Origin of the sequence: Lacihabitans sp. LS3-19, from assembly GCF_024343575.1 — a bacterium.
Classification (GTDB): Bacteria; Bacteroidota; Bacteroidia; order Cytophagales; family Spirosomataceae; genus Leadbetterella.
In genome coordinates, this window is the sequence record NZ_RJUA01000018.1 from 1 (window position 1) to 17,357 (window position 17,357).

At 35.1% G+C, this 17,357-nt stretch carries 18 protein-coding genes; 9 read left to right on the forward strand and 9 right to left on the reverse strand.

The window, feature by feature from the left end; all coding sequences use genetic code 11:
• Positions 1-592: 592 nt before the first annotated feature.
• Both EGI22_RS12840 and EGI22_RS12845 read right to left on the reverse strand, forming a co-directional pair.
• Positions 593-1,738, reverse strand: a complete 1,146-nt coding sequence (locus EGI22_RS12840) for a cysteine desulfurase family protein (RefSeq protein WP_255068868.1) — start codon at positions 1,736-1,738, stop codon at positions 593-595.
• Positions 1,739-1,789: 51 nt separating this feature from the next.
• Positions 1,790-2,242 (reverse strand): Lrp/AsnC family transcriptional regulator, encoded by a 453-nt coding sequence (locus EGI22_RS12845; protein WP_255068869.1) that lies wholly within the window; start codon positions 2,240-2,242, stop codon positions 1,790-1,792.
• Positions 2,243-2,379: 137 nt separating this feature from the next.
• On the opposite strand from EGI22_RS12845, the gene rocD reads away from it, so the two are divergent.
• Together rocD and EGI22_RS12855 are read left to right on the forward strand one after the other, a co-directional pair.
• Entirely contained in the window at positions 2,380-3,618 is a 1,239-nt protein-coding gene (gene rocD / locus EGI22_RS12850) for an ornithine--oxo-acid transaminase (RefSeq protein WP_255068870.1), read from the forward strand.
• 178 nt (positions 3,619-3,796) lie between these two features.
• A complete protein-coding gene (locus EGI22_RS12855; RefSeq protein ID WP_255068871.1) occupies positions 3,797-4,570 on the forward strand; it encodes a prolyl oligopeptidase family serine peptidase in 774 nt (257 codons plus the stop codon).
• Between the two features lie 59 nt (positions 4,571-4,629).
• On the opposite strand, the gene ftsY is transcribed toward EGI22_RS12855, so the two are convergent.
• The 4 genes from ftsY to rpmG form a co-directional block, all read right to left on the reverse strand.
• Positions 4,630-5,586: a signal recognition particle-docking protein FtsY gene (ftsY, locus tag EGI22_RS12860; protein WP_255068916.1), complete on the reverse strand. Its 957-nt coding sequence runs from the start codon at positions 5,584-5,586 to the stop codon at positions 4,630-4,632.
• A gap of 128 nt (positions 5,587-5,714) precedes the next feature.
• Positions 5,715-6,110 (reverse strand): thioesterase family protein, encoded by a 396-nt coding sequence (locus EGI22_RS12865; RefSeq protein WP_255068872.1) that lies wholly within the window; start codon positions 6,108-6,110, stop codon positions 5,715-5,717.
• Between the two features lie 220 nt (positions 6,111-6,330).
• Complete coding sequence (locus tag EGI22_RS12870; RefSeq protein WP_255050040.1) at positions 6,331-6,483, reverse strand: DUF4295 domain-containing protein; 153 nt, start codon at positions 6,481-6,483, stop codon at positions 6,331-6,333.
• 59 nt (positions 6,484-6,542) lie between these two features.
• On the reverse strand, positions 6,543-6,725 hold the full coding sequence (rpmG, locus tag EGI22_RS12875; protein ID WP_255068873.1) for a 50S ribosomal protein L33: 183 nt from the start codon (positions 6,723-6,725) through the stop codon (positions 6,543-6,545).
• A 165-nt stretch (positions 6,726-6,890) separates the two neighbouring features.
• Between rpmG and EGI22_RS12880 the strand changes: the two genes are divergently transcribed.
• Together EGI22_RS12880 and EGI22_RS12885 are read left to right on the forward strand one after the other, a co-directional pair.
• The gene (locus tag EGI22_RS12880; RefSeq protein WP_255068874.1) at positions 6,891-7,892 is read left to right on the forward strand and encodes an NADP-dependent oxidoreductase; all 1,002 of its coding nucleotides are present in this window, start codon (positions 6,891-6,893) and stop codon (positions 7,890-7,892) included.
• 44 nt (positions 7,893-7,936) lie between these two features.
• Positions 7,937-8,563, forward strand: a complete 627-nt coding sequence (locus EGI22_RS12885) for a hypothetical protein (RefSeq protein ID WP_255068875.1) — start codon at positions 7,937-7,939, stop codon at positions 8,561-8,563.
• Here the strand turns inward: EGI22_RS12885 and EGI22_RS12890 are convergent.
• Positions 8,557-11,007, reverse strand: a complete 2,451-nt coding sequence (locus tag EGI22_RS12890) for a M12 family metallo-peptidase (protein ID WP_255068876.1) — start codon at positions 11,005-11,007, stop codon at positions 8,557-8,559. The two genes, EGI22_RS12885 and EGI22_RS12890, sit on opposite strands and share 7 nt — an antisense overlap.
• A 177-nt stretch (positions 11,008-11,184) precedes the next feature.
• On the opposite strand from EGI22_RS12890, the gene EGI22_RS12895 reads away from it, so the two are divergent.
• Positions 11,185-11,907, forward strand: coding sequence for a YebC/PmpR family DNA-binding transcriptional regulator (locus tag EGI22_RS12895; RefSeq protein ID WP_255068877.1), 723 nt, complete (start codon positions 11,185-11,187; stop codon positions 11,905-11,907).
• A 144-nt stretch (positions 11,908-12,051) separates the two neighbouring features.
• On the opposite strand, the gene EGI22_RS12900 is transcribed toward EGI22_RS12895, so the two are convergent.
• On the reverse strand, positions 12,052-12,474 hold the full coding sequence (locus tag EGI22_RS12900; RefSeq protein WP_255068878.1) for a hypothetical protein: 423 nt from the start codon (positions 12,472-12,474) through the stop codon (positions 12,052-12,054).
• Positions 12,475-12,676: 202 nt separating this feature from the next.
• Between EGI22_RS12900 and tpiA the strand changes: the two genes are divergently transcribed.
• Both tpiA and EGI22_RS12910 read left to right on the forward strand, forming a co-directional pair.
• Entirely contained in the window at positions 12,677-13,444 is a 768-nt protein-coding gene (gene tpiA / locus EGI22_RS12905; RefSeq protein WP_255068879.1) for a triose-phosphate isomerase, read from the forward strand.
• Between the two features lie 165 nt (positions 13,445-13,609).
• Positions 13,610-14,494, forward strand: coding sequence for a carboxypeptidase-like regulatory domain-containing protein (locus tag EGI22_RS12910; protein WP_255068880.1), 885 nt, complete (start codon positions 13,610-13,612; stop codon positions 14,492-14,494).
• Positions 14,495-14,559: 65 nt separating this feature from the next.
• On the opposite strand, the gene EGI22_RS12915 is transcribed toward EGI22_RS12910, so the two are convergent.
• The gene (locus tag EGI22_RS12915; RefSeq protein ID WP_255068881.1) at positions 14,560-14,925 is read right to left on the reverse strand and encodes a DUF3127 domain-containing protein; all 366 of its coding nucleotides are present in this window, start codon (positions 14,923-14,925) and stop codon (positions 14,560-14,562) included.
• A 64-nt stretch (positions 14,926-14,989) separates the two neighbouring features.
• On the opposite strand from EGI22_RS12915, the gene EGI22_RS12920 reads away from it, so the two are divergent.
• Both EGI22_RS12920 and EGI22_RS12925 read left to right on the forward strand, forming a co-directional pair.
• Positions 14,990-16,000: a hypothetical protein gene (locus tag EGI22_RS12920; RefSeq protein ID WP_255068882.1), complete on the forward strand. Its 1,011-nt coding sequence runs from the start codon at positions 14,990-14,992 to the stop codon at positions 15,998-16,000.
• Positions 16,001-16,053: 53 nt separating this feature from the next.
• Complete coding sequence (locus EGI22_RS12925; protein ID WP_255068883.1) at positions 16,054-17,325, forward strand: serine hydrolase; 1,272 nt, start codon at positions 16,054-16,056, stop codon at positions 17,323-17,325.
• Positions 17,326-17,357 lie beyond the last annotated feature (32 nt).

Consider the following 17,357-nt stretch of genomic DNA (forward strand, 5'->3'; position numbering starts at 1 on the left):
TGTTCCATCTTCAAAATTAATAATTTATTCGCTGAGTCTCCAAAAATATCTTGGCAGCCTTTTTTTTGAAACATGAAGAAAATGAAGAAATGAAGACCATTAAGATTATTTAAACCTTCTTCATGCCCTTAATATCTTAATTCCTTAATGTTAAAAAATTGAATGTCGCTTTTTTTGAAAAATGAAGACAATGAAGAAAAGAAGACAACTAAGATTATTTAAACCTTCTTCATGCCCTTAATATCTTAATTCCTTAATGTTAAAAAATTGGAATGTGCTTTTTTTGAAAAATGAAGAAAATGAAGAAAAGAAGACAACTAAGATTATTTAAACCTTCTTCATGCCCTTAATATCTTAATTCCTTAATGTTAAAAAATTGAATGTCGCTTTTTTTGAAAAATGAAGACAATGAAGAAAAGAAGACAACTAAGATTATTTAAACCTTCTTCATGCCCTTAATATCTTAATTCCTTAATGTTAAAAAATTGGACGATGTCTATTTTTGAAACATGAAGTAAATGAAGAAATGACGACCATTAAACAAATGAGATTCAAGCTTTTAAATCCCAACCAAAATAAATCCTGATCTTGATTAGCTCTTTTCCGCGAACAAACCTTCTAAAACACTAACAGTTCTATCAACTTCTTCAACAGTAGAATATTTACTAAATGAAAAACGAACATTTGCTCTATTTGGATCTGACTTTAAGGCATTTAATACATGTGAACCTAAATTAGTTCCGCTCGAGCAGGCACTTCCTCCAGAACACGATATTCCTTCTATGTCTAGGTTAAACAACAACATCTCGTTGTCAGGATGCGGAGGAAAACTAACATTCAAGACCGTGTACAAGCTATTATTAACATCACCTGAGGCTCCATTGAAAGTAATACCTGAAATTTTTTCTTGAAGAGAAGCCTTCATTCTGCTTTTCAATCCTTTGATATGATTTTGATGTGCCTCCATATCATTTACAGCTATTTCCAAAGCTTTTGCTAAACCGATTATCCCATAAATGTTTTCGGTACCACCACGCATGTTTCTTTCCTGTGCCCCACCATGAATGAGCGGATTTATCTTAGCATTGGCATTGATATATAAAAAACCTACGCCTTTTGGTCCATGAAATTTATGAGCACCAGCAACTATAAAATCTACAGGTAATTCTTGCAAATCAAAGGCATAATGACCCATTGTTTGTACAGTATCTGAATGAAAAATAGCTTTGTATTCTCTCGCTATCCCTCCTACTTTTTTAATATTCAGCAGATTACCTATCTCGTTATTGCCATGCATCAAGGAAATCAAAGTTTTGGGTTTGTTTTCCAAAATTTTAGGCAAACTATCTAAATCAAGATTGCCATTGGCATCATTTTCTAAAAAAGTCAACTCGATTTTACCCTGCTTTTCAAGATTTTCTAAAGTATGCAAAACCGCATGATGTTCTAAATGTGAAGTAATAGCATGCTTAGCACCAAGAGTTTCTATTGATTGAATAATAGCAGTATTATCTGCCTCAGTGCCACCAGATGTAAAGAAAATTTCACCGGGAGAAGTATTTAAAATACCCGCCACAGATTTTCTTGCCGTTTCAAGAGCCGACTTCACTTTTCGCCCATGCGAATGAATAGACGAAGGATTTCCGAAGTGTTCCTTAAAAAAAGGAAGCATAGTTTCAAACACATCGGGATCTAATGGCGTGGTGGCGGCGTTATCAAGAAAAATCTTTTTTGGCATGTCTTATTGATGAAATTAAGCACAAAAGTAATTTTTTTTATGGAAAATGGCTTAATCTATCGGCACATTTCTTTTAAAAGCCCTTCCAAAATCTATCAAAGATTCAGTTTTTAGTACTCCAGGAATATGGTCAATTTTTTCATACAACACACTTCGCATGTGCTCACTATTTTTTGCTACTATCCTAATATAAAGCGTATATTGACCAGTGATATAATAGCACTCCACTACTTCAGGAATATCTTTTAAAGCTTCTATAATTATTTCAGAATTAGAATCTTCTTTAAGAATAATCCCTGTAAAAGCACTCCATTCATAGCCCATTTTGCGTTCGTCTAGCTCTAAAGCCATTTTTTTAATTAAGCCACCGGCCTTCATTCGGTTTACACGTTGATGCACCATAGTATTTGATATTTCCAATTTTTTAGAAATATCCGAAAATGGTTTCCGCCCATCTTTTTCTAACTCTTTCAATATCAGCCTATCATATTCATCTAATTCCATTTCAATAACATTTAATAATTTCTTTTTCTTTAACTTTTTTAGTAAGAATAAACTTCATTTTCAAAAATAAAAAAAATATAACTTACTAATTGCATAAAAAAAGCAATATTCATTTTTTTGTTGAAAATTTGATGAATATGATAGCTGAACAAACAAAAACCGAACATTATATTGCCTTAGAAGAAAACCACGGGGCTCACAATTATCATCCCCTGCCCGTAGTATTAGAAAGAGGCGATGGACCATTTGTTTGGGACGTAGAAGGCAAGCGTTATTTCGATTATCTTTCAGCGTATTCTGCTGTCAATCAAGGACATTGCCATCCAAGAATCATCAAAGCTTTAACTGACCAAGCTCAAAAATTGACCCTAACTTCAAGGGCATTTCATAGTACTTCATTAGGGGAATTTGAAAAATACATCACAGATCTTTTTGGGTATGACAAAGTATTGATGATGAATACAGGCGTAGAAGCCGTAGAAACGTCTCTGAAGCTTTGCAGAAAATGGGGATATATGAAAAAAGGCATTCCCGAAGGCAAAGCAAAGATACTTTTTGCAAGTCAGAATTTCCACGGAAGAACACTGGGCGTAATATCTGCCTCGGTAGATCCTAGTAGTAGAGTTGGCTTTGGCCCTTTTTTGCCGGGTTTTGATGTCATCGAATACGACAACATTGAAGCTTTAGAAAACGCCCTCATTTCTGACCCATTTGTAGCTGGTTTTATTGTAGAACCTATACAAGGCGAAGCAGGCGTAAAAGTACCAAAGGCTGGATATTTAAAAGAAGCAGCTAAACTTTGCAAAGCAGCCAATGTGTTATTTATAGCGGACGAAATACAGACAGGAATAGCCAGAACTGGCAAAATGCTCTGCATTGACCATGAAGAAGTTAAAGCAGATATTGTAATTTTAGGCAAGGCACTTTCTGGGGGCGTATTTCCAGTCTCTGCCGTGTTGGCTGACGACGATATCATGCTATGTATAAAACCAGGCGAGCATGGCTCTACCTATGGCGGAAACCCGCTTGCTTGTGAAGTCGCTAAAGAAGCCCTCCAAGTAGTTTTGGATGAAAAGTTAGCCGAAAAAGCAGAATTATTGGGGACTATTTTTAGAGATGAACTAAATAAATATATAGAAACTAGCAAGATTGTAAACTTAGTAAGAGGCAAGGGATTGCTTAATGCAATAGAAGTAAACACTGGCGAAGACTCAGAATTAGCCTGGAATATTTGTTTACAACTTAAAGAAAATGGCCTTTTGGCTAAACCAACACATGGCAATAAGATTCGTTTTGCACCACCATTGGTCATTTCCGAAACTCAACTCAGAGAGTCGATTTCGATAATTATAAATACACTTAAAACTTTTGAATAATACTTACACTTCATCAATAAGGCACCTCATTCAGCAATGGATGAGGTTTTTTATTTGCTATTTTCTAAAAACTTAAAGCACTTAAAATATCAATATCCTTTGAATATGTACATTTTCCATCTATTTTTGATTAATCTAAAAATTTCAACCTAAGCAAATCAAGTTTTAATACCTCACTATGAAAAAGACCTTTATTTTAGTCTTGTTTTCTCTTTATACATTTTTAGTAAATGCTCAAAATGAAAGGTTCGAAGCCAAAGCTTTTGTGGATTCTAAAGGCACAAACTTAAAATACCGACTACTTTTACCTGAAAATTATGATGCGAAAGTAAAATATCCAATATTATTATTTTTGCACGGTGCTGGTGAAAGAGGAGATGACAATACTGCTCAATTAACCCATGGCTCAACCGTATTATTGGATTTTGTCAAAAAAACGCCTGCTATCGTAATTTTACCGCAGTGTCCAAAAGAAGACTATTGGGCTTCAGTGAAATTTAGCAGAGCAAAATATCCATTAGATTTAGACTTCAATTATAATTACGATGAAACCAAAGCCTTGCACGCCGCAGTAGAATTGGTGAAAGACTTTGTAAAATCGAAGAAAGCCGATAAAAAGAGAGTTTATATAACCGGACTTTCTATGGGTGGGATGGGTACTTTCGAGGCTGTTTTTCGCTATCCAAAACTATTTGCAGCAGCAGCTCCAATCTGTGGTGGGGCAGACTTAAAATCTTATGAAAAGCTAAAAACAAAAATCCCATTCAGAATATACCATGGCGATGTGGACGGAGTAGTTCCAGTTAGGCATTCTAGGGAAATTACAGAATTAATGAAAGCGAAAAAGTACGATGTTGTTTATAAAGAATATCCAGGCATAAACCACAATTCTTGGGACAATGTCTTCAAAGAATCTGATTATTTGAGTCAATTATTTACTTTTAAAAAATAACAAAAGCCCTCTTAAAATAGATTTAGGAGGGCTTTGATTTCATAAACTTTTCTGAAAAATTACTTTTTAAACAGCGAATCCACAAAGGCCATTTTGTTGAAAACTTGCAAATCTTCCATCTTTTCGCCTACACCTATGTATTTCACTGGAATCTTAAATTCTTCAGAAATTCCGATCACAACTCCACCTTTGGCAGTTCCATCTAATTTGGTAATAGTAAGTGAATTAACCTCCGTAACTTTAGTAAATTCTCTGGCCTGAATCACCGCATTTTGGCCTGTACTTCCATCCAAAACCAACATTACTTCGTGAGGAGCCTCAGGCAATATTTTTTGCATTACACGCTTTATTTTACCCAATTCGTTCATAAGGTTTACTTTTGTGTGTAACCTACCTGCAGTATCGATTATGATAACATCTGCACCTTTTTCAACACCGACTTTTATAGCATCATAAGCTACAGAAGAGGGGTCGGTATTCATTCCATGATCTATAACCTCCACGCCTACTCTTGTTCCCCAAAGTTTCAATTGATCCACAGCTGCAGCTCTAAATGTGTCAGCCGCTCCAAGTACTACTTTTTTACCGTTTTTCTGAAAATTATAAGCTAGCTTTCCGATGGTCGTAGTTTTACCGACACCATTCACACCAACTACCATCAAAACGTAAGGCTTCGGTAAATTCTCAGTCTCAAAACTATTCTGTACATCCTCAGAATTGTTTTCTTGCAAAAGTTCCGCTATTTCCTCACGCAAAATAACATCCAACTCTGAAGTGCTTGTAAACTTATCTCTAGCTACTCGGGCCTCAATTCGCTTGATGATTTTAATAGTAGTATCAACACCAACATCTGAACTAATCAAAATTTCTTCTAATTCATCCAAAACTTCTTCGTCAACAGTTGATTTCCCAACTATTGCCTTAGAGATTTTGTCGAAAATACTAGATTTAGATTTCTCGAGTCCTTTGTCGAGTGTTTCTTTTTTTTCCTTACTAAAAAAATCAAATAAGCCCATCGCAAAAATTAATGTATGCAAATTTATCAAAAATATCCGTACAGAAGACATTTAATATTTCTCTAATAAAAATGAAGAGGAAATAATTGAGAAAACAACTAAATATTTAGAAACTAATAAGCTAATTTCTATTTAGCAAAATAGCATTCCCATAAATCTGCAGGAACTCTTTTTGGTCTCATGGAAACTGGGTCAAGTGCTACCCAAAGCGTGCGAGCTTTTACAAGTAATATTTCGTTTTTGTAGATTTCGTAGTGTCGGTCCGAAGTTACACCTGAGAAGTTTTCAACCCAAGTTTTCACTATAATTTGGTCATTCAAAACCGCTGGTTTGAAGTATTCAATTTCGTGCTTTTTCACTACCCAACGCATACTATCAGAAAGTTCGGTTGGAACATTAGAATACCAATGGGCCATAGCAGCTTGCTGTAAATAGTTGAAATACACCACATTATTCACATGATTTAACTCATCTATATCAGACGCAACGACTTTTACGATATGTTCAAAAACCTTAGGTATCAAAAAATATAAATTAAAATAAAAATCAAATTCTGTTAACTTTAATAGGTAAGTCTAAAGCCTGACGAATATTACTAAAAACTAGAGAATTAAACTAAGTTATCAATACTCAATACTCAGTACTCACCACTTAGTTCTAAAAAATTCAAAACTCAAATTCTCATACAAAACAAAAAGCCTTAACCGAACCGGCAAGGCTTTTACAAATATTTTTGAAAACTTATTACTTTAAAGCTTCAGCGATGTTGTCTACAGCAACCATCTCTTCTTTAAACGTATAAGCACCAGTTTTGTCAGATTTTACGGCTTTGATAACTTTCGCAAAACTCTTCAACGCTGATTTATCCCTTAGGGTTGCAACTACTTTCTTTGCCATTGTATTTTTATGTTAAATGTTTGATGTTCGACTTTGGCCACGGCCATAATTCAAACAAATTACTTGATTTCTTTGTGTACAGTTACTTTTCTCAAAACAGGATTGTACTTTTTCATTTCCAAACGTGTCGTAGTATTCTTACGATTTTTGGTAGTAATGTATCTTGACATTCCTGGCTGTCCTGTAGTTTTATGCTCAGTACATTCCAATATAACCTGAACTCTATTTCCTTTCTTTGCCATTATTATAAAATATTATCTTTTTCTAAATCGGGCTGCAAAGATATTAATTTATTTCTTTTTTCAAAAATCTTTATTCAAAATATTTATAGAAAAAAGAGAATTTAACACTTAATCTGTTTTTCTCAGGAAATTTTAGTATGCTTGCATAATAATTCAAAGAAAAAAATGCAAAATACCCGAATACTTCTTAACCAAAGACCTGTAGGAACTCCAAGCGATGAGTGCTGGAAATTGGAAACTGTTGAGCTTCCTGAACTTAATGAAAATGAAGTTTTAGTAAAAACAGAATACCTTTCTATTGACCCAGCTATGAGAGGTTGGATGAATGAAGGAAAAAGCTATATAAAGCCAGTTGAATTAGGTGAGGTAATGCGAGCCTTGGGCATTGGGGAAGTTATAGCCTCAAAAAACGAGAAATATAATGTGGGAGATCATGTAAGTTCTGCTTTGGGTGTGCAGCAATATGCTATATCTGAAGGCAAAGATTTTGTAAAAGTTGACCCAAATATCTTTCCTCTACCAGCATATTTAGGCACATTAGGTATGTCTGGATTGACGGCATATTTTGGCTTATTAGACACAGGAATGCCTCAGGAAGGTGAAACAGTGGTGGTTTCGGGAGCAGCAGGAGCTGTTGGAAGTGTGGTTGGACAAATAGCCAAAATTAAAGGTTGCAGAGTCGTAGGCATAGCTGGCGGGCAAGACAAATGTGATTATGTGGTAAACGAATTAGGCTTTGATGCATGTATAGATTACAAGGCTGCTAGTTTATGGAAAAACTTAAAAGAAGCTTGTCCAGCAGGCGTAGATGTATATTTTGACAATGTAGGCGGCGAAATTTTAGACACCGTTTTGACGCTTATTAATAAAAAAGCACGTATTGTAATTTGTGGGGCTATTTCACAATATAATTCAACCCAACGCGAAGGACCAAAAAATTATCTATCGCTTTTGGTAAACAGAGCAAGAATGGAAGGCATAGTGGTATTTGACAATGCAGCAAACTACGGAGTGGCTGTAGCACAAATGGCGAAATGGATAAAAGAAGGTAAACTTAATGCCAATTTCCATATTGAAGAAGGTGGCGTAAAGGCTTTCCCTAGTGTATTAGGAAAATTATTTGCAGGTGAAAACACGGGCAAAATGGTTTTGAAAATGACTGAATAAAATTTCTTTTTTTTCGTTTAGAGGCTAAGATTTTATCAAAAAAAATGAATTTAACAAAGCGTTTTATATTCTTAGGCATATTTGTATTTATGGTTTTTTCGTGCAAAACGAATCAAGCGACAATTTCCGAAAATGGAAATTCAATAGTGCAAATGCATCATCGCGTAGCCGTTTTACCTTTTAAAGTAATATTCAGCGATGAATACAAAGCAATGAGCAGAGGAAGATCCCAAGGAAACTGGCCAGAGCAAGAGAGAGTAGCTGGCCTAGATTTGCAAAAGCAATGCTTTGGAATACTAAGCAAAAGGGCAGAAAAAAAACATTTTGGGTTTACTGTTCAAGATTTTCTAACTACCAATAAAGCTTTACAACGAGAGAATATTCGTTTCTCAGAATTACAAAGTATTGACAAAGGAAAACTTGCTCGATTGCTAGGCGTTGACGCTGTAATTTGGGGTGAAACCCAAATGCAATACTCCATGCGAAACTTTATGGCAAGAAACGGCATGAATACCATGATGCAACTTTGGGACGCAGAAACTGCTGGCTTAGTTTGGCAAAATACGACATTTACAGATGTTAGCAACAGAATGGACTCTCCGCAAGACTTGGCTTCTCGGTCGGTTAGTAATCTAATAAGTTCACTTCCTTACAAAAGTCAAAATCACTGACAACCAGCTATTTTGGCATGAAAGACCTCGTTTCCTCCAGCCTGAAAACCAGGATCTAACTGTACGTATTTCCCAGCTTGGTAGGTTGTTCCTGAGGCTACATTTGCTTGACTCTTAATAAAATCTGAAACTTTGTATGTGCCAGCAGATTGTGAAACAGATGGATAGCTTACGCTATTTGGGCAAATAACATTTATCATTAAGTCAACTATTTCTCCATAACCTTGACCTTCACTTGCAGAACATGGATCAGACGAAAGTCCGCCATAAATTGTTTTTATTCTCATTCTATGGCTTCCAATAATTGCAGTATTAGAAATGACTAAGTTTGTTTGGACTTCATTCCAGAGATTTCCGTTAAAAAAACTAAAAACAACCTCTGAATTTTCAAAAATATTATCATCGTCGAAATCTATCCACACCACTACTCCATCTTCCCAAATGCCGGGATTACCAATTTTAAGAACATACGTTGAATCCCTAACTAAATTTAAGCTTGGATCTGGGACTATTAACTCAAAACCTGAATTTGAGCAATCTCTTATGACAGAAAAAATATTTACATTATTAGAATCTATTTTTATCGAAGCTATTTGATCAAAATCTGTACAATCTAAACCAGTAGGTATACAAACTGGACACAATGGCGTATAAGTAACGGAAACTGGAATTCTAGAAGTAGAACCACAATTTAAATTTGAGCATTCAACATAGAATGTTGTATCACCGACAATTCCTGAAACTAAAAAATCTTTCCCTGTGAACAACGAGGCACCGCCAGAAGCAGTTGGGTACCATTTATACATTAAATTAAAACATCCACTTGCAGAAAGATTTGATGTAGCATTTTCTCCACAAGCATCTTCAGAATTGCCCAAAGGAGTAATGGTAGAAAAAATTATAACTTGAAGTTTAGACCTGCGGCTTTCACAACTATTTTGGGTACAACTCACATAATAATTTGTATTTGAAGAAATGTTTGGAGTATTAAAAGTAGAACCAGTTGCAATAGAACTTCCACCAAAAGGTGATGAATACCATTTAACAGTACCAGCACAGTTGGATGCTAAAAGGGAGAGTGAACCTGAAGCACAAACAACAGTATCTCTAACTGTAGGTTTTTGAACAAATGTACCAGTTAAACATGAACTATTTGCTGCACCTAATTCAGCAAACATCTTTGCTCCCGGCAAATCACCAAAGCCATTTGCGAAATTAATGCCTACACTGCTGAGGTGACAATAACTCATAATTGTACCCCCTGCAGTAGGTGTAGGCCCTGGGCTACAACCCCCCTCACTCGGATAACAATTGTCAATAGGTCCAATATTTGTTCCATCTGACCAATCACATGAATGTGTATGTGGTAAACCAAAATTATGACCTAATTCATGGGCTATAACTTCCACATTCCAAGAAAAGGTGGGAATATTCGTTACACTATTTTTGATATTTGCACTTAAACCTTTGGCATATTGTTTTGAGCAGTTTGAAAATACTGCCCTTGTAGACATTCCATTAAATACTGGGTCACCTCCGATAATATAAGCGACTCCTCCTCCTAAGGTTTTAGTAGAAACCAAATGGGCAATATCACCATTAAAAGAATTGCCTTGTCCTTGCCAATAATTATACAATAAATCAAGACTTTGACTTGTAGTTGTAGCTGAACTATAAGGATCTGAAGTAGTCCAAACAAATAAGGAAGACAACACTATACTGACGCCTTCATTAAAATACAAAGTTGCCACATTATTAAAAATGGAAGTCATTTGATTGGTAACTGTTGTAGCGTTACTACCCCAATCCAAATACATCTGATAATCAGCCTCTAAAAATATTTCCACTGTTTTACAAGTACTAACCGAAACCTGTTTGTTCGAAGCATCAGGCAAGACCTCAACTTGTTTCATTACCTCACCAGCACAAATTGGCGTATTGTTTTGTATTTCGTTGGTATTATAAACTATATGAAAATTTTCTTTATTGCTTTTTATTTTTCCTAATGTAAGGTTGATTTTATCGTTTTGGATCAAGCCTTCCACGCTGTTTTTAGTAACAGTAATACTCACAAAAGATTTAGGATCTCCTTTTATTTTTCCTCTGTAAAAACTTGGTAAATCCATTTTATATTCCCCCTGAGGAGTCATGACCTTAAAATCTGGTGAAGTAATAGTAGCTGGTTCCAATTCAAGCACCAAATCTCCATTTTTAGTAGGAATGGCCAATTGATAAAAATCTTTTTGGGAATACAATTGATTATTTATTTCAGTATTTAAAGCCAATATCTGTCCAGAACTTATTCTGCTAACGGAGGTTTTCAATTCCAAAGAATTTATGTTATTAATAGTTTTTTTAGAAAATAAGTTGAAGATGTTTGTCTGTGCAATGGAGGAAACTTGAATAATTAAAAATATTAGAAAAAGAAGGCCTCTTTTTTTCATAAACTAAATTTTAGAATTGAGCCTTAAAAGTAAAATATCGAAATTAAATTTCAGCGAATATTTTTAAATTTTCAAAAAAAAAAGTACAAGATTTTTCATTGCAAAGAAATTTCTTTCAGCTATTATGATTCAAACCCTAAATTATCTAATTTTGCGGCTTGAAATTTCAGAAAATCTATGGGAAGAGCATTTGAATTTAGAAAAGCACGTAAAATGAAACGTTGGTCCTCTATGGCCAAGGTATTTACACGTATAGGCAAGGACATCGTGATGGCCGTGAAATCAGGCGGACCAGACCCAAGCACCAACTCACGTTTGAGGGCAGTTATCCAAAACGCCAAAGCAGCCAACATGCCAAAGGTTAATGTGGAAAACGCCATCAAAAAAGCTTCTTCGAAAGACCAAGAAGACTACAAAGAAATGGTACTGGAAGGATATGGAATGCACGGAGTGGCGGTTTTGGTAGAATGTACCACAGACAACAACAACCGAACAGTAGCCAATGTGCGTAGCTATTTCACAAAATGTAACGGAAACCTTGGAACAAACGGTATGTTGGATTTTATTTTTGAAAGAAAATGCATCTTTAAAATAGCCAACACGCCTAATATCGACTTAGAAGAACTAGAGTTTGAATTGATAGATTTTGGTGCAGACGATGTGTTTTTAGATGAAGAACATGACCAAATCAACATCTACGGAGAATTCACTTCTTATGGTGCCATTCAGAAATTCTTAGAAGAAAAAGGCTTTGAATTGGTACATGCTGACTTTGAAAGAATTCCGACAGACACTAAAAAATTAAGCGAAGCTGATGCCGCTGACCTTGATAAATTACTTGAAAAATTAGACGAAGATGATGACGTGCAAAACGTTTATCACAATATGGTTATTGAATAAATTGGTTTCCCAGTTGCTATCGGGAGGTTAATTGGTTAATTGGTTTCCCGATTGCTATCGGGAGGTTAATTGGTTAATGAAAATTAGAAACTTTGAATTAAAGTTCACAAAAAAGGTCAACGATTGCGTTGACCTTTTTGATTTTTACCCTTTGTTTTCTGTTCGCCCACCATGGTGAGGACCGCCATGATTTCCGTGTCTTCCTTTCTTCATTCCTTCTTTTCTTTTGGCATCGTTGGTGGCCATTTTTTCTTCGAAAGTCTTGTATTGCTCTGGAGTCAATATCTTTTTCATTTCGTTTTTGTAGGCAAGTTTTTTTGCCTCATGTTTGGCTTTCATTTCTATACGTTCAGCCTCACGATTGGCTACCGACTCTTTGTTGAGCTTGGCAACAGCCGCAAACTGCTCGTCTGTCAATTTCAAATCTGCCTTAAGTCTCTCGCTTCGCTTTTCAGCCATTTTTTCAGGATTAAAGTCTCGCTTGCCAACTTCGTTTCCACTTTTTTGGGCAAAAGCACCAACTGATAAAGCAGAAATAAGGGCCAAAGACAAAATTAACTTTTTCATAATTGTATTTTTTATTTGTTATCCGGCTTTGACAGTTCCATTTGCATAAGGTTTAGCCCACAAATGTTAAAATATTTTAAAATTATAATTTAATTATTGGCCTTTTCGAAGTCTTCTTTTAGTTTTTCAAATCACTTGTATGCCTTTAAATGTTAATAAACTATCTTTGCGTAATTTTTGAAATATAACGTTAGCAAAAACAATGAGAAAAAAATACGCGGCAGGTAACTGGAAAATGAACAAAACTTTTGAAGAAGGCCAAATCCTTTTATCAGAAGTAGTAAATATGGTTGGTGACGAACTTACAAATCCAAACGTTCAGGTGGTTTTGGGTGTTCCTTTCCCTTATTTAAGTTCTTTTAGCAAACTTATAAATACGCCAAAAGTAGCTTTGGCTGCACAAAACTGTCATCCAAAGCCTTCTGGAGCATACACAGGTGAAGTTTCTGTGTCAATGTTGAAGTCCGTTGGAGTGACTTACATCATCATCGGTCACTCAGAGCGTCGTGAGTATTTCTTAGAGTCTGATGCATTTATAGCAGAAAAAGTAGATGCTATTTTGGCTGAAGGATTGACGCCAATCTTCTGTTGTGGTGAAACTTTGGCACAACGTGAAGCAGGTATTCACTTTGACTTTGTATGTGGTCAATTGACCAATAGTCTTTTCCATCTTTCAGCAGAGGCTTTGCAAAAAGTTGTTATCGCTTACGAACCAATTTGGGCTATCGGAACTGGCGTAACAGCATCTTCAGCTCAAGCTCAAGAGATGCACAAAGTTTTACGTGATCACTTGGCAAGCAAGTACGGACAAACTGTAGCGGATGAAATTTCTATCCTTTACGGTGGAAGTGTAGGTGCTGGCAATGCCGTGGAATTGTTCTCTCAACCTGATGTTGACGGTGGACTTGTAGGCGGAGCTTCATTAAAATCAAGAGACTTTACAGATATTTCTAAGTCGTTTCCTGCATAAGAGATAATAATAAATTGATTTAGGTCAGCACTGATGTTAAGACCGACTTAAGAGTCAATACATTACGTGTTGGCTTTTTTGCTTTTTGAAAGAAATTCTAAAGCATAATTTTTAAACAATATAATCGTTTTCTGAGGAAACTATATTCCAAAAGTTCACCCACAAATGAAGGCAATTTATCTACTTTTTTTCGCACAAATATCTTTGGCACAAATCTCAGGAGTTGTCAAAGATTCTAAAACTATGGAACCGATTCCTTATGTTAATATCGGAGTTGAAAACCAAAACATAGGAATCTCAGCTAATGAAAAAGGAGAATTTATTTTGCCAATTTTAAAAACAGATGATGTTGTAATATTTTCTGCAGTTGGCTATAAAATACTGAAAATCAAAACTGAAAATTTCACAAAATCTATATGTCTTGAGCAACAGGCAATTAATTTGGCTGAAATTATAATAAAACCAAGGAAAAACAAAAATTCTAAAACCATAGGAAAAATTAATAAAAAAAAGGTAGATGCTTTTTTTGCCAATCGTGGTTTACCTCAAATAACGGCCAAGTTTATACCTTACTCCGAATCAATTTCCACCACGAGATTTATAAAATCGATAAAAATAGTTACTCGGAGTGAAATAAAAAATTCCATATTTAATATAAGACTATACTCACCAAACGAAAGAGGCGAACCTTCTGAATTCTATTACAATCAAAATATTGTTGGAACTTGTGAAAAAGGTAAAAAAATCACTGAAATCTATGTGGAAAATTTAAATATCAAATTCCCAGAAACGGGCTTGTTCGTTGGAGCAGAATGGCTAATTATTGAGCAAAATAAATTCGTTTATCAATACTATGAAAAAGGAAAAAAAGAAAAAATGCAAAAAACTGAATATTCACCATGGTTTGGTGGGAGGATGGAAAAAGAAAATTTTGGATGGACCTATTTAAAAAACTCTGCTTGGCATAAGCAAGTCAAATTTTCAGCAGATATCAAGGATTACAAAGGGAAATTTAATAATTTGGCTTTAGAACTGGTGCTAACGGATTAATAGTACAAAAAAAAGACACACTTTTCAGCATGCCTTTCATTCAAAATTATATCTTTCCTCAAATATTAAAACGGCAAATCATCTTCTCCTTCTAATGCTGCTGGAATTGGTGCTGGAGTAGCTGGAGCTGCTGAGGCCGCAGGAGCTGAAGTAGCTCCACTTTCTTTCTCTATTCTCCATCCTTGTATACTGTTGAAATACCTGGTTTCACCTTGTGGGTTTACCCACTCTCTACCTCTCAAGTTTATCGAAACTTTCACAGCATCACCTATGGCGTAATTGTTCAATAAATCACATTTGTCTTGCGTAAACTCAATGATGATATGCTGAGGATAAGTTTCTTCGGTAGTCACTACCAATTCTCTCTTTTTGAATGAGGCACTTACTTGCTGCTCAGGGTTTATTACTTTAATATTTCCAGATACTTCCATCGTATTATGTTAATTTTGTATAAATTCTAATTACAAATATAAAAACGATAAGTAGGTTTAAAAAATGATAAGTGGAATAATTTCGGAAATTGCTAAAAAACTAATCGAAGCAGATGCTGGAAAATCCACAATTTCAGTTCGAAAAAATGACCTTTGGGCTTACAAAAGAGCCGATGACAATGTTTTTGCCTTGGCTTCTACATTATTTTTACTAAAACAAAACAGCTTTTTTTTTACAAAAGAACAAATGCTAGTTTTTAAAGAAATAGAAAAAAATATTCTTTCGAAATTTCATTTATACCAAAACAAAGACGGACTAGAAACCTTTAATTTTTACCGCACCAAACCATCCAAACATTTCCCAAATGGCATTTTCATGGGGCGTTTTGATCATTTCCGTTTGCCAGATGACATTGATGATACGGCTTTGGTATATCTTTCTGCAGAAAATACAAAAGAACAAACCTTATGGCTAAAAAAACAATGTAAAACGCATGAAGACAAACTAAATGGTGTTGAAATATACAATACTTGGTTTGGCAAAAACATGCCCAAAGAACAGGATGTTTGTGCTTTGTTAAATCTATTATATTTGTTTTTCAATCATGACTTACCTTTAGAATCCATTGATAAAAATACCCTTGAGTACCTTGCGAAGTCTGTGGATTTAATCCTAACGCAACCATTCCGAATCTCGAGACATTACGCAAATTCCACCCTTATTATTTATCACTATGCTCGTTTTATGAGTGATTTTTCTCACCCACTTTTAAATTCTAAAAAATCTCAATTGATTTGCCTCGCCTTGGATTTAATAAAAAAAGAGAAGGTTTTTATGAATAAAATATTGCTTGAAACTTCCCTTAAAAAATTTGGTGAAAAACGAGAAAAAATGAATATTGAAACCAACAAAAACCAAGATTTCTATTCATTTATTGGAGCTCCATTCGCACCTTTCGACAATCCAGCCGCAAGAATTTTGGCAGACAAAAAATGGGCACAAATATTCTGGAAGTCTGAAATTCATGAACTTGCACTATTATTGGAATATCTTATATTATTCGAAAAAAAATAATACGCGAAACTTAGATTAATTTTTTAGCTTTGTTGAATAACATCAACCTTACAATGAAAAAGACCTTAATTTCTCTTCTACTTTTACTTAATATCAGCCTTGGATTTTCGCAAGACTTAAAAACAGCGAAACCTGAATCTGCTGGATTTTCTACCTCAAGATTAGAAAGAATCGATGAATTTTTAAACAAACATATTGAAAACCAATGGCTTCCTGGAGCTGTGGCTATGGTAAGTCGAAATTCGACAATTGTTTATGCTAAATCATTTGGCAAAAGTGGGATAGCAGAACAAAATATGAAAATGGATGACGTGTTTCGATTAGCTTCTATGACCAAACCCATAGTAACTACAGCCATTATGATATTGGTAGAAAAAGGCAAATGCCTTTTGGATGACCCAGTATCTAAATATATCCCTGAATTTAAAAACGCAACTATACTCAAGGACGTAAATACAAGTGATTCAAGTTATACAACTGAAAAAGCAAAAAACTATGTAACCATTAGGCATCTTTTAACGCACTCCTCAGGTATTGGCTATTCGTTTACTGATCCAAAAAAGGTCGGAGCAGTTTATGGAAAAGCAAAAATCCCTGACGGAGCCAATATTGACAATGTCACTATCGCAGAAAAAATGAAAGCCTTGGCCGCACTTCCATTGCTTCATGAACCGGGTGAAAAATGGACCTATGGACTTGGAATAGATATGGCTGGATATTTAGTGGAGGTTTTGTCTGGTCAATCACTTTCTGATTTTTGTGAAAAAGAAATACTGCAACCTTTGGGTATGAAAGATACGCATTTTTATAGAGACGAAAAAGAAGAAAACAGAGTTGTGCATTTGTATTCTGACATAAACGGAAAAATGATGGATGTGATGGCATTTCCACAGGCAAAGAACATTTATTTTCCTACCAGAGGAGCAAAAACCTATTACTCTGGCGGGAGTGGATTATCTGGAACAGCAGCTGACTATATGAAGTTTATGCAAATGATACTAAATGGAGGTCAGCTCAATGGTATTAGGATATTGAGCAGAAAAAGTGTAGAAGCCATGAGCAATAATCAAATAGATCAATTGTCAATAAACAGCCGAGGAACAAAATTTGGCCTTGGTTTTTCTTTAGATACCCAAGAAAGCTCCTATCATAAACTGGGTTCACCTGGCAGACTAGCATGGGGCGGACTCTACAATACAACGTTTTGGATAGATCCTAAAGAAAACATTGCTGTGGTACTTATGACGCAAATATACCCAAGCACTCATCAGAGAGAACTTTATGATACCTTCGAAAACTTGGTTTATCAAGCTTTGAATGATTAAGAAGCAAGGTTTTAAAACAATAAATGCCTAAT

What these genes read in the sequence shown, in the direction of transcription:
- EGI22_RS12845 (WP_255068869.1), bottom strand. Translation starts at nt 2,242, where the DNA reads ATGGAATTAGATGAATATGATAGGCTGATATTGAAAGAGTTAGAAAAA.
- tpiA (WP_255068879.1), top strand. Translation starts at nt 12,677, where the DNA reads ATGAGAAAAAAATACGCGGCAGGTAACTGGAAAATGAACAAAACTTTT.
- EGI22_RS12920 (WP_255068882.1), top strand. Translation starts at nt 14,990, where the DNA reads ATGATAAGTGGAATAATTTCGGAAATTGCTAAAAAACTAATCGAAGCA.
- ftsY (WP_255068916.1), bottom strand. Translation starts at nt 5,586, where the DNA reads ATGGGCTTATTTGATTTTTTTAGTAAGGAAAAAAAAGAAACACTCGAC.
- EGI22_RS12895 (WP_255068877.1), top strand. Translation starts at nt 11,185, where the DNA reads ATGGGAAGAGCATTTGAATTTAGAAAAGCACGTAAAATGAAACGTTGG.
- rpmG (WP_255068873.1), bottom strand. Translation starts at nt 6,725, where the DNA reads ATGGCAAAGAAAGGAAATAGAGTTCAGGTTATATTGGAATGTACTGAG.
- rocD (WP_255068870.1), top strand. Translation starts at nt 2,380, where the DNA reads ATGATAGCTGAACAAACAAAAACCGAACATTATATTGCCTTAGAAGAA.
- EGI22_RS12925 (WP_255068883.1), top strand. Translation starts at nt 16,054, where the DNA reads ATGAAAAAGACCTTAATTTCTCTTCTACTTTTACTTAATATCAGCCTT.
- EGI22_RS12885 (WP_255068875.1), top strand. Translation starts at nt 7,937, where the DNA reads ATGAATTTAACAAAGCGTTTTATATTCTTAGGCATATTTGTATTTATG.
- EGI22_RS12880 (WP_255068874.1), top strand. Translation starts at nt 6,891, where the DNA reads ATGCAAAATACCCGAATACTTCTTAACCAAAGACCTGTAGGAACTCCA.
- EGI22_RS12900 (WP_255068878.1), bottom strand. Translation starts at nt 12,474, where the DNA reads ATGAAAAAGTTAATTTTGTCTTTGGCCCTTATTTCTGCTTTATCAGTT.
- EGI22_RS12855 (WP_255068871.1), top strand. Translation starts at nt 3,797, where the DNA reads ATGAAAAAGACCTTTATTTTAGTCTTGTTTTCTCTTTATACATTTTTA.
- EGI22_RS12840 (WP_255068868.1), bottom strand. Translation starts at nt 1,738, where the DNA reads ATGCCAAAAAAGATTTTTCTTGATAACGCCGCCACCACGCCATTAGAT.
- EGI22_RS12910 (WP_255068880.1), top strand. Translation starts at nt 13,610, where the DNA reads ATGAAGGCAATTTATCTACTTTTTTTCGCACAAATATCTTTGGCACAA.
- EGI22_RS12890 (WP_255068876.1), bottom strand. Translation starts at nt 11,007, where the DNA reads ATGAAAAAAAGAGGCCTTCTTTTTCTAATATTTTTAATTATTCAAGTT.
- EGI22_RS12915 (WP_255068881.1), bottom strand. Translation starts at nt 14,925, where the DNA reads ATGGAAGTATCTGGAAATATTAAAGTAATAAACCCTGAGCAGCAAGTA.
- EGI22_RS12870 (WP_255050040.1), bottom strand. Translation starts at nt 6,483, where the DNA reads ATGGCAAAGAAAGTAGTTGCAACCCTAAGGGATAAATCAGCGTTGAAG.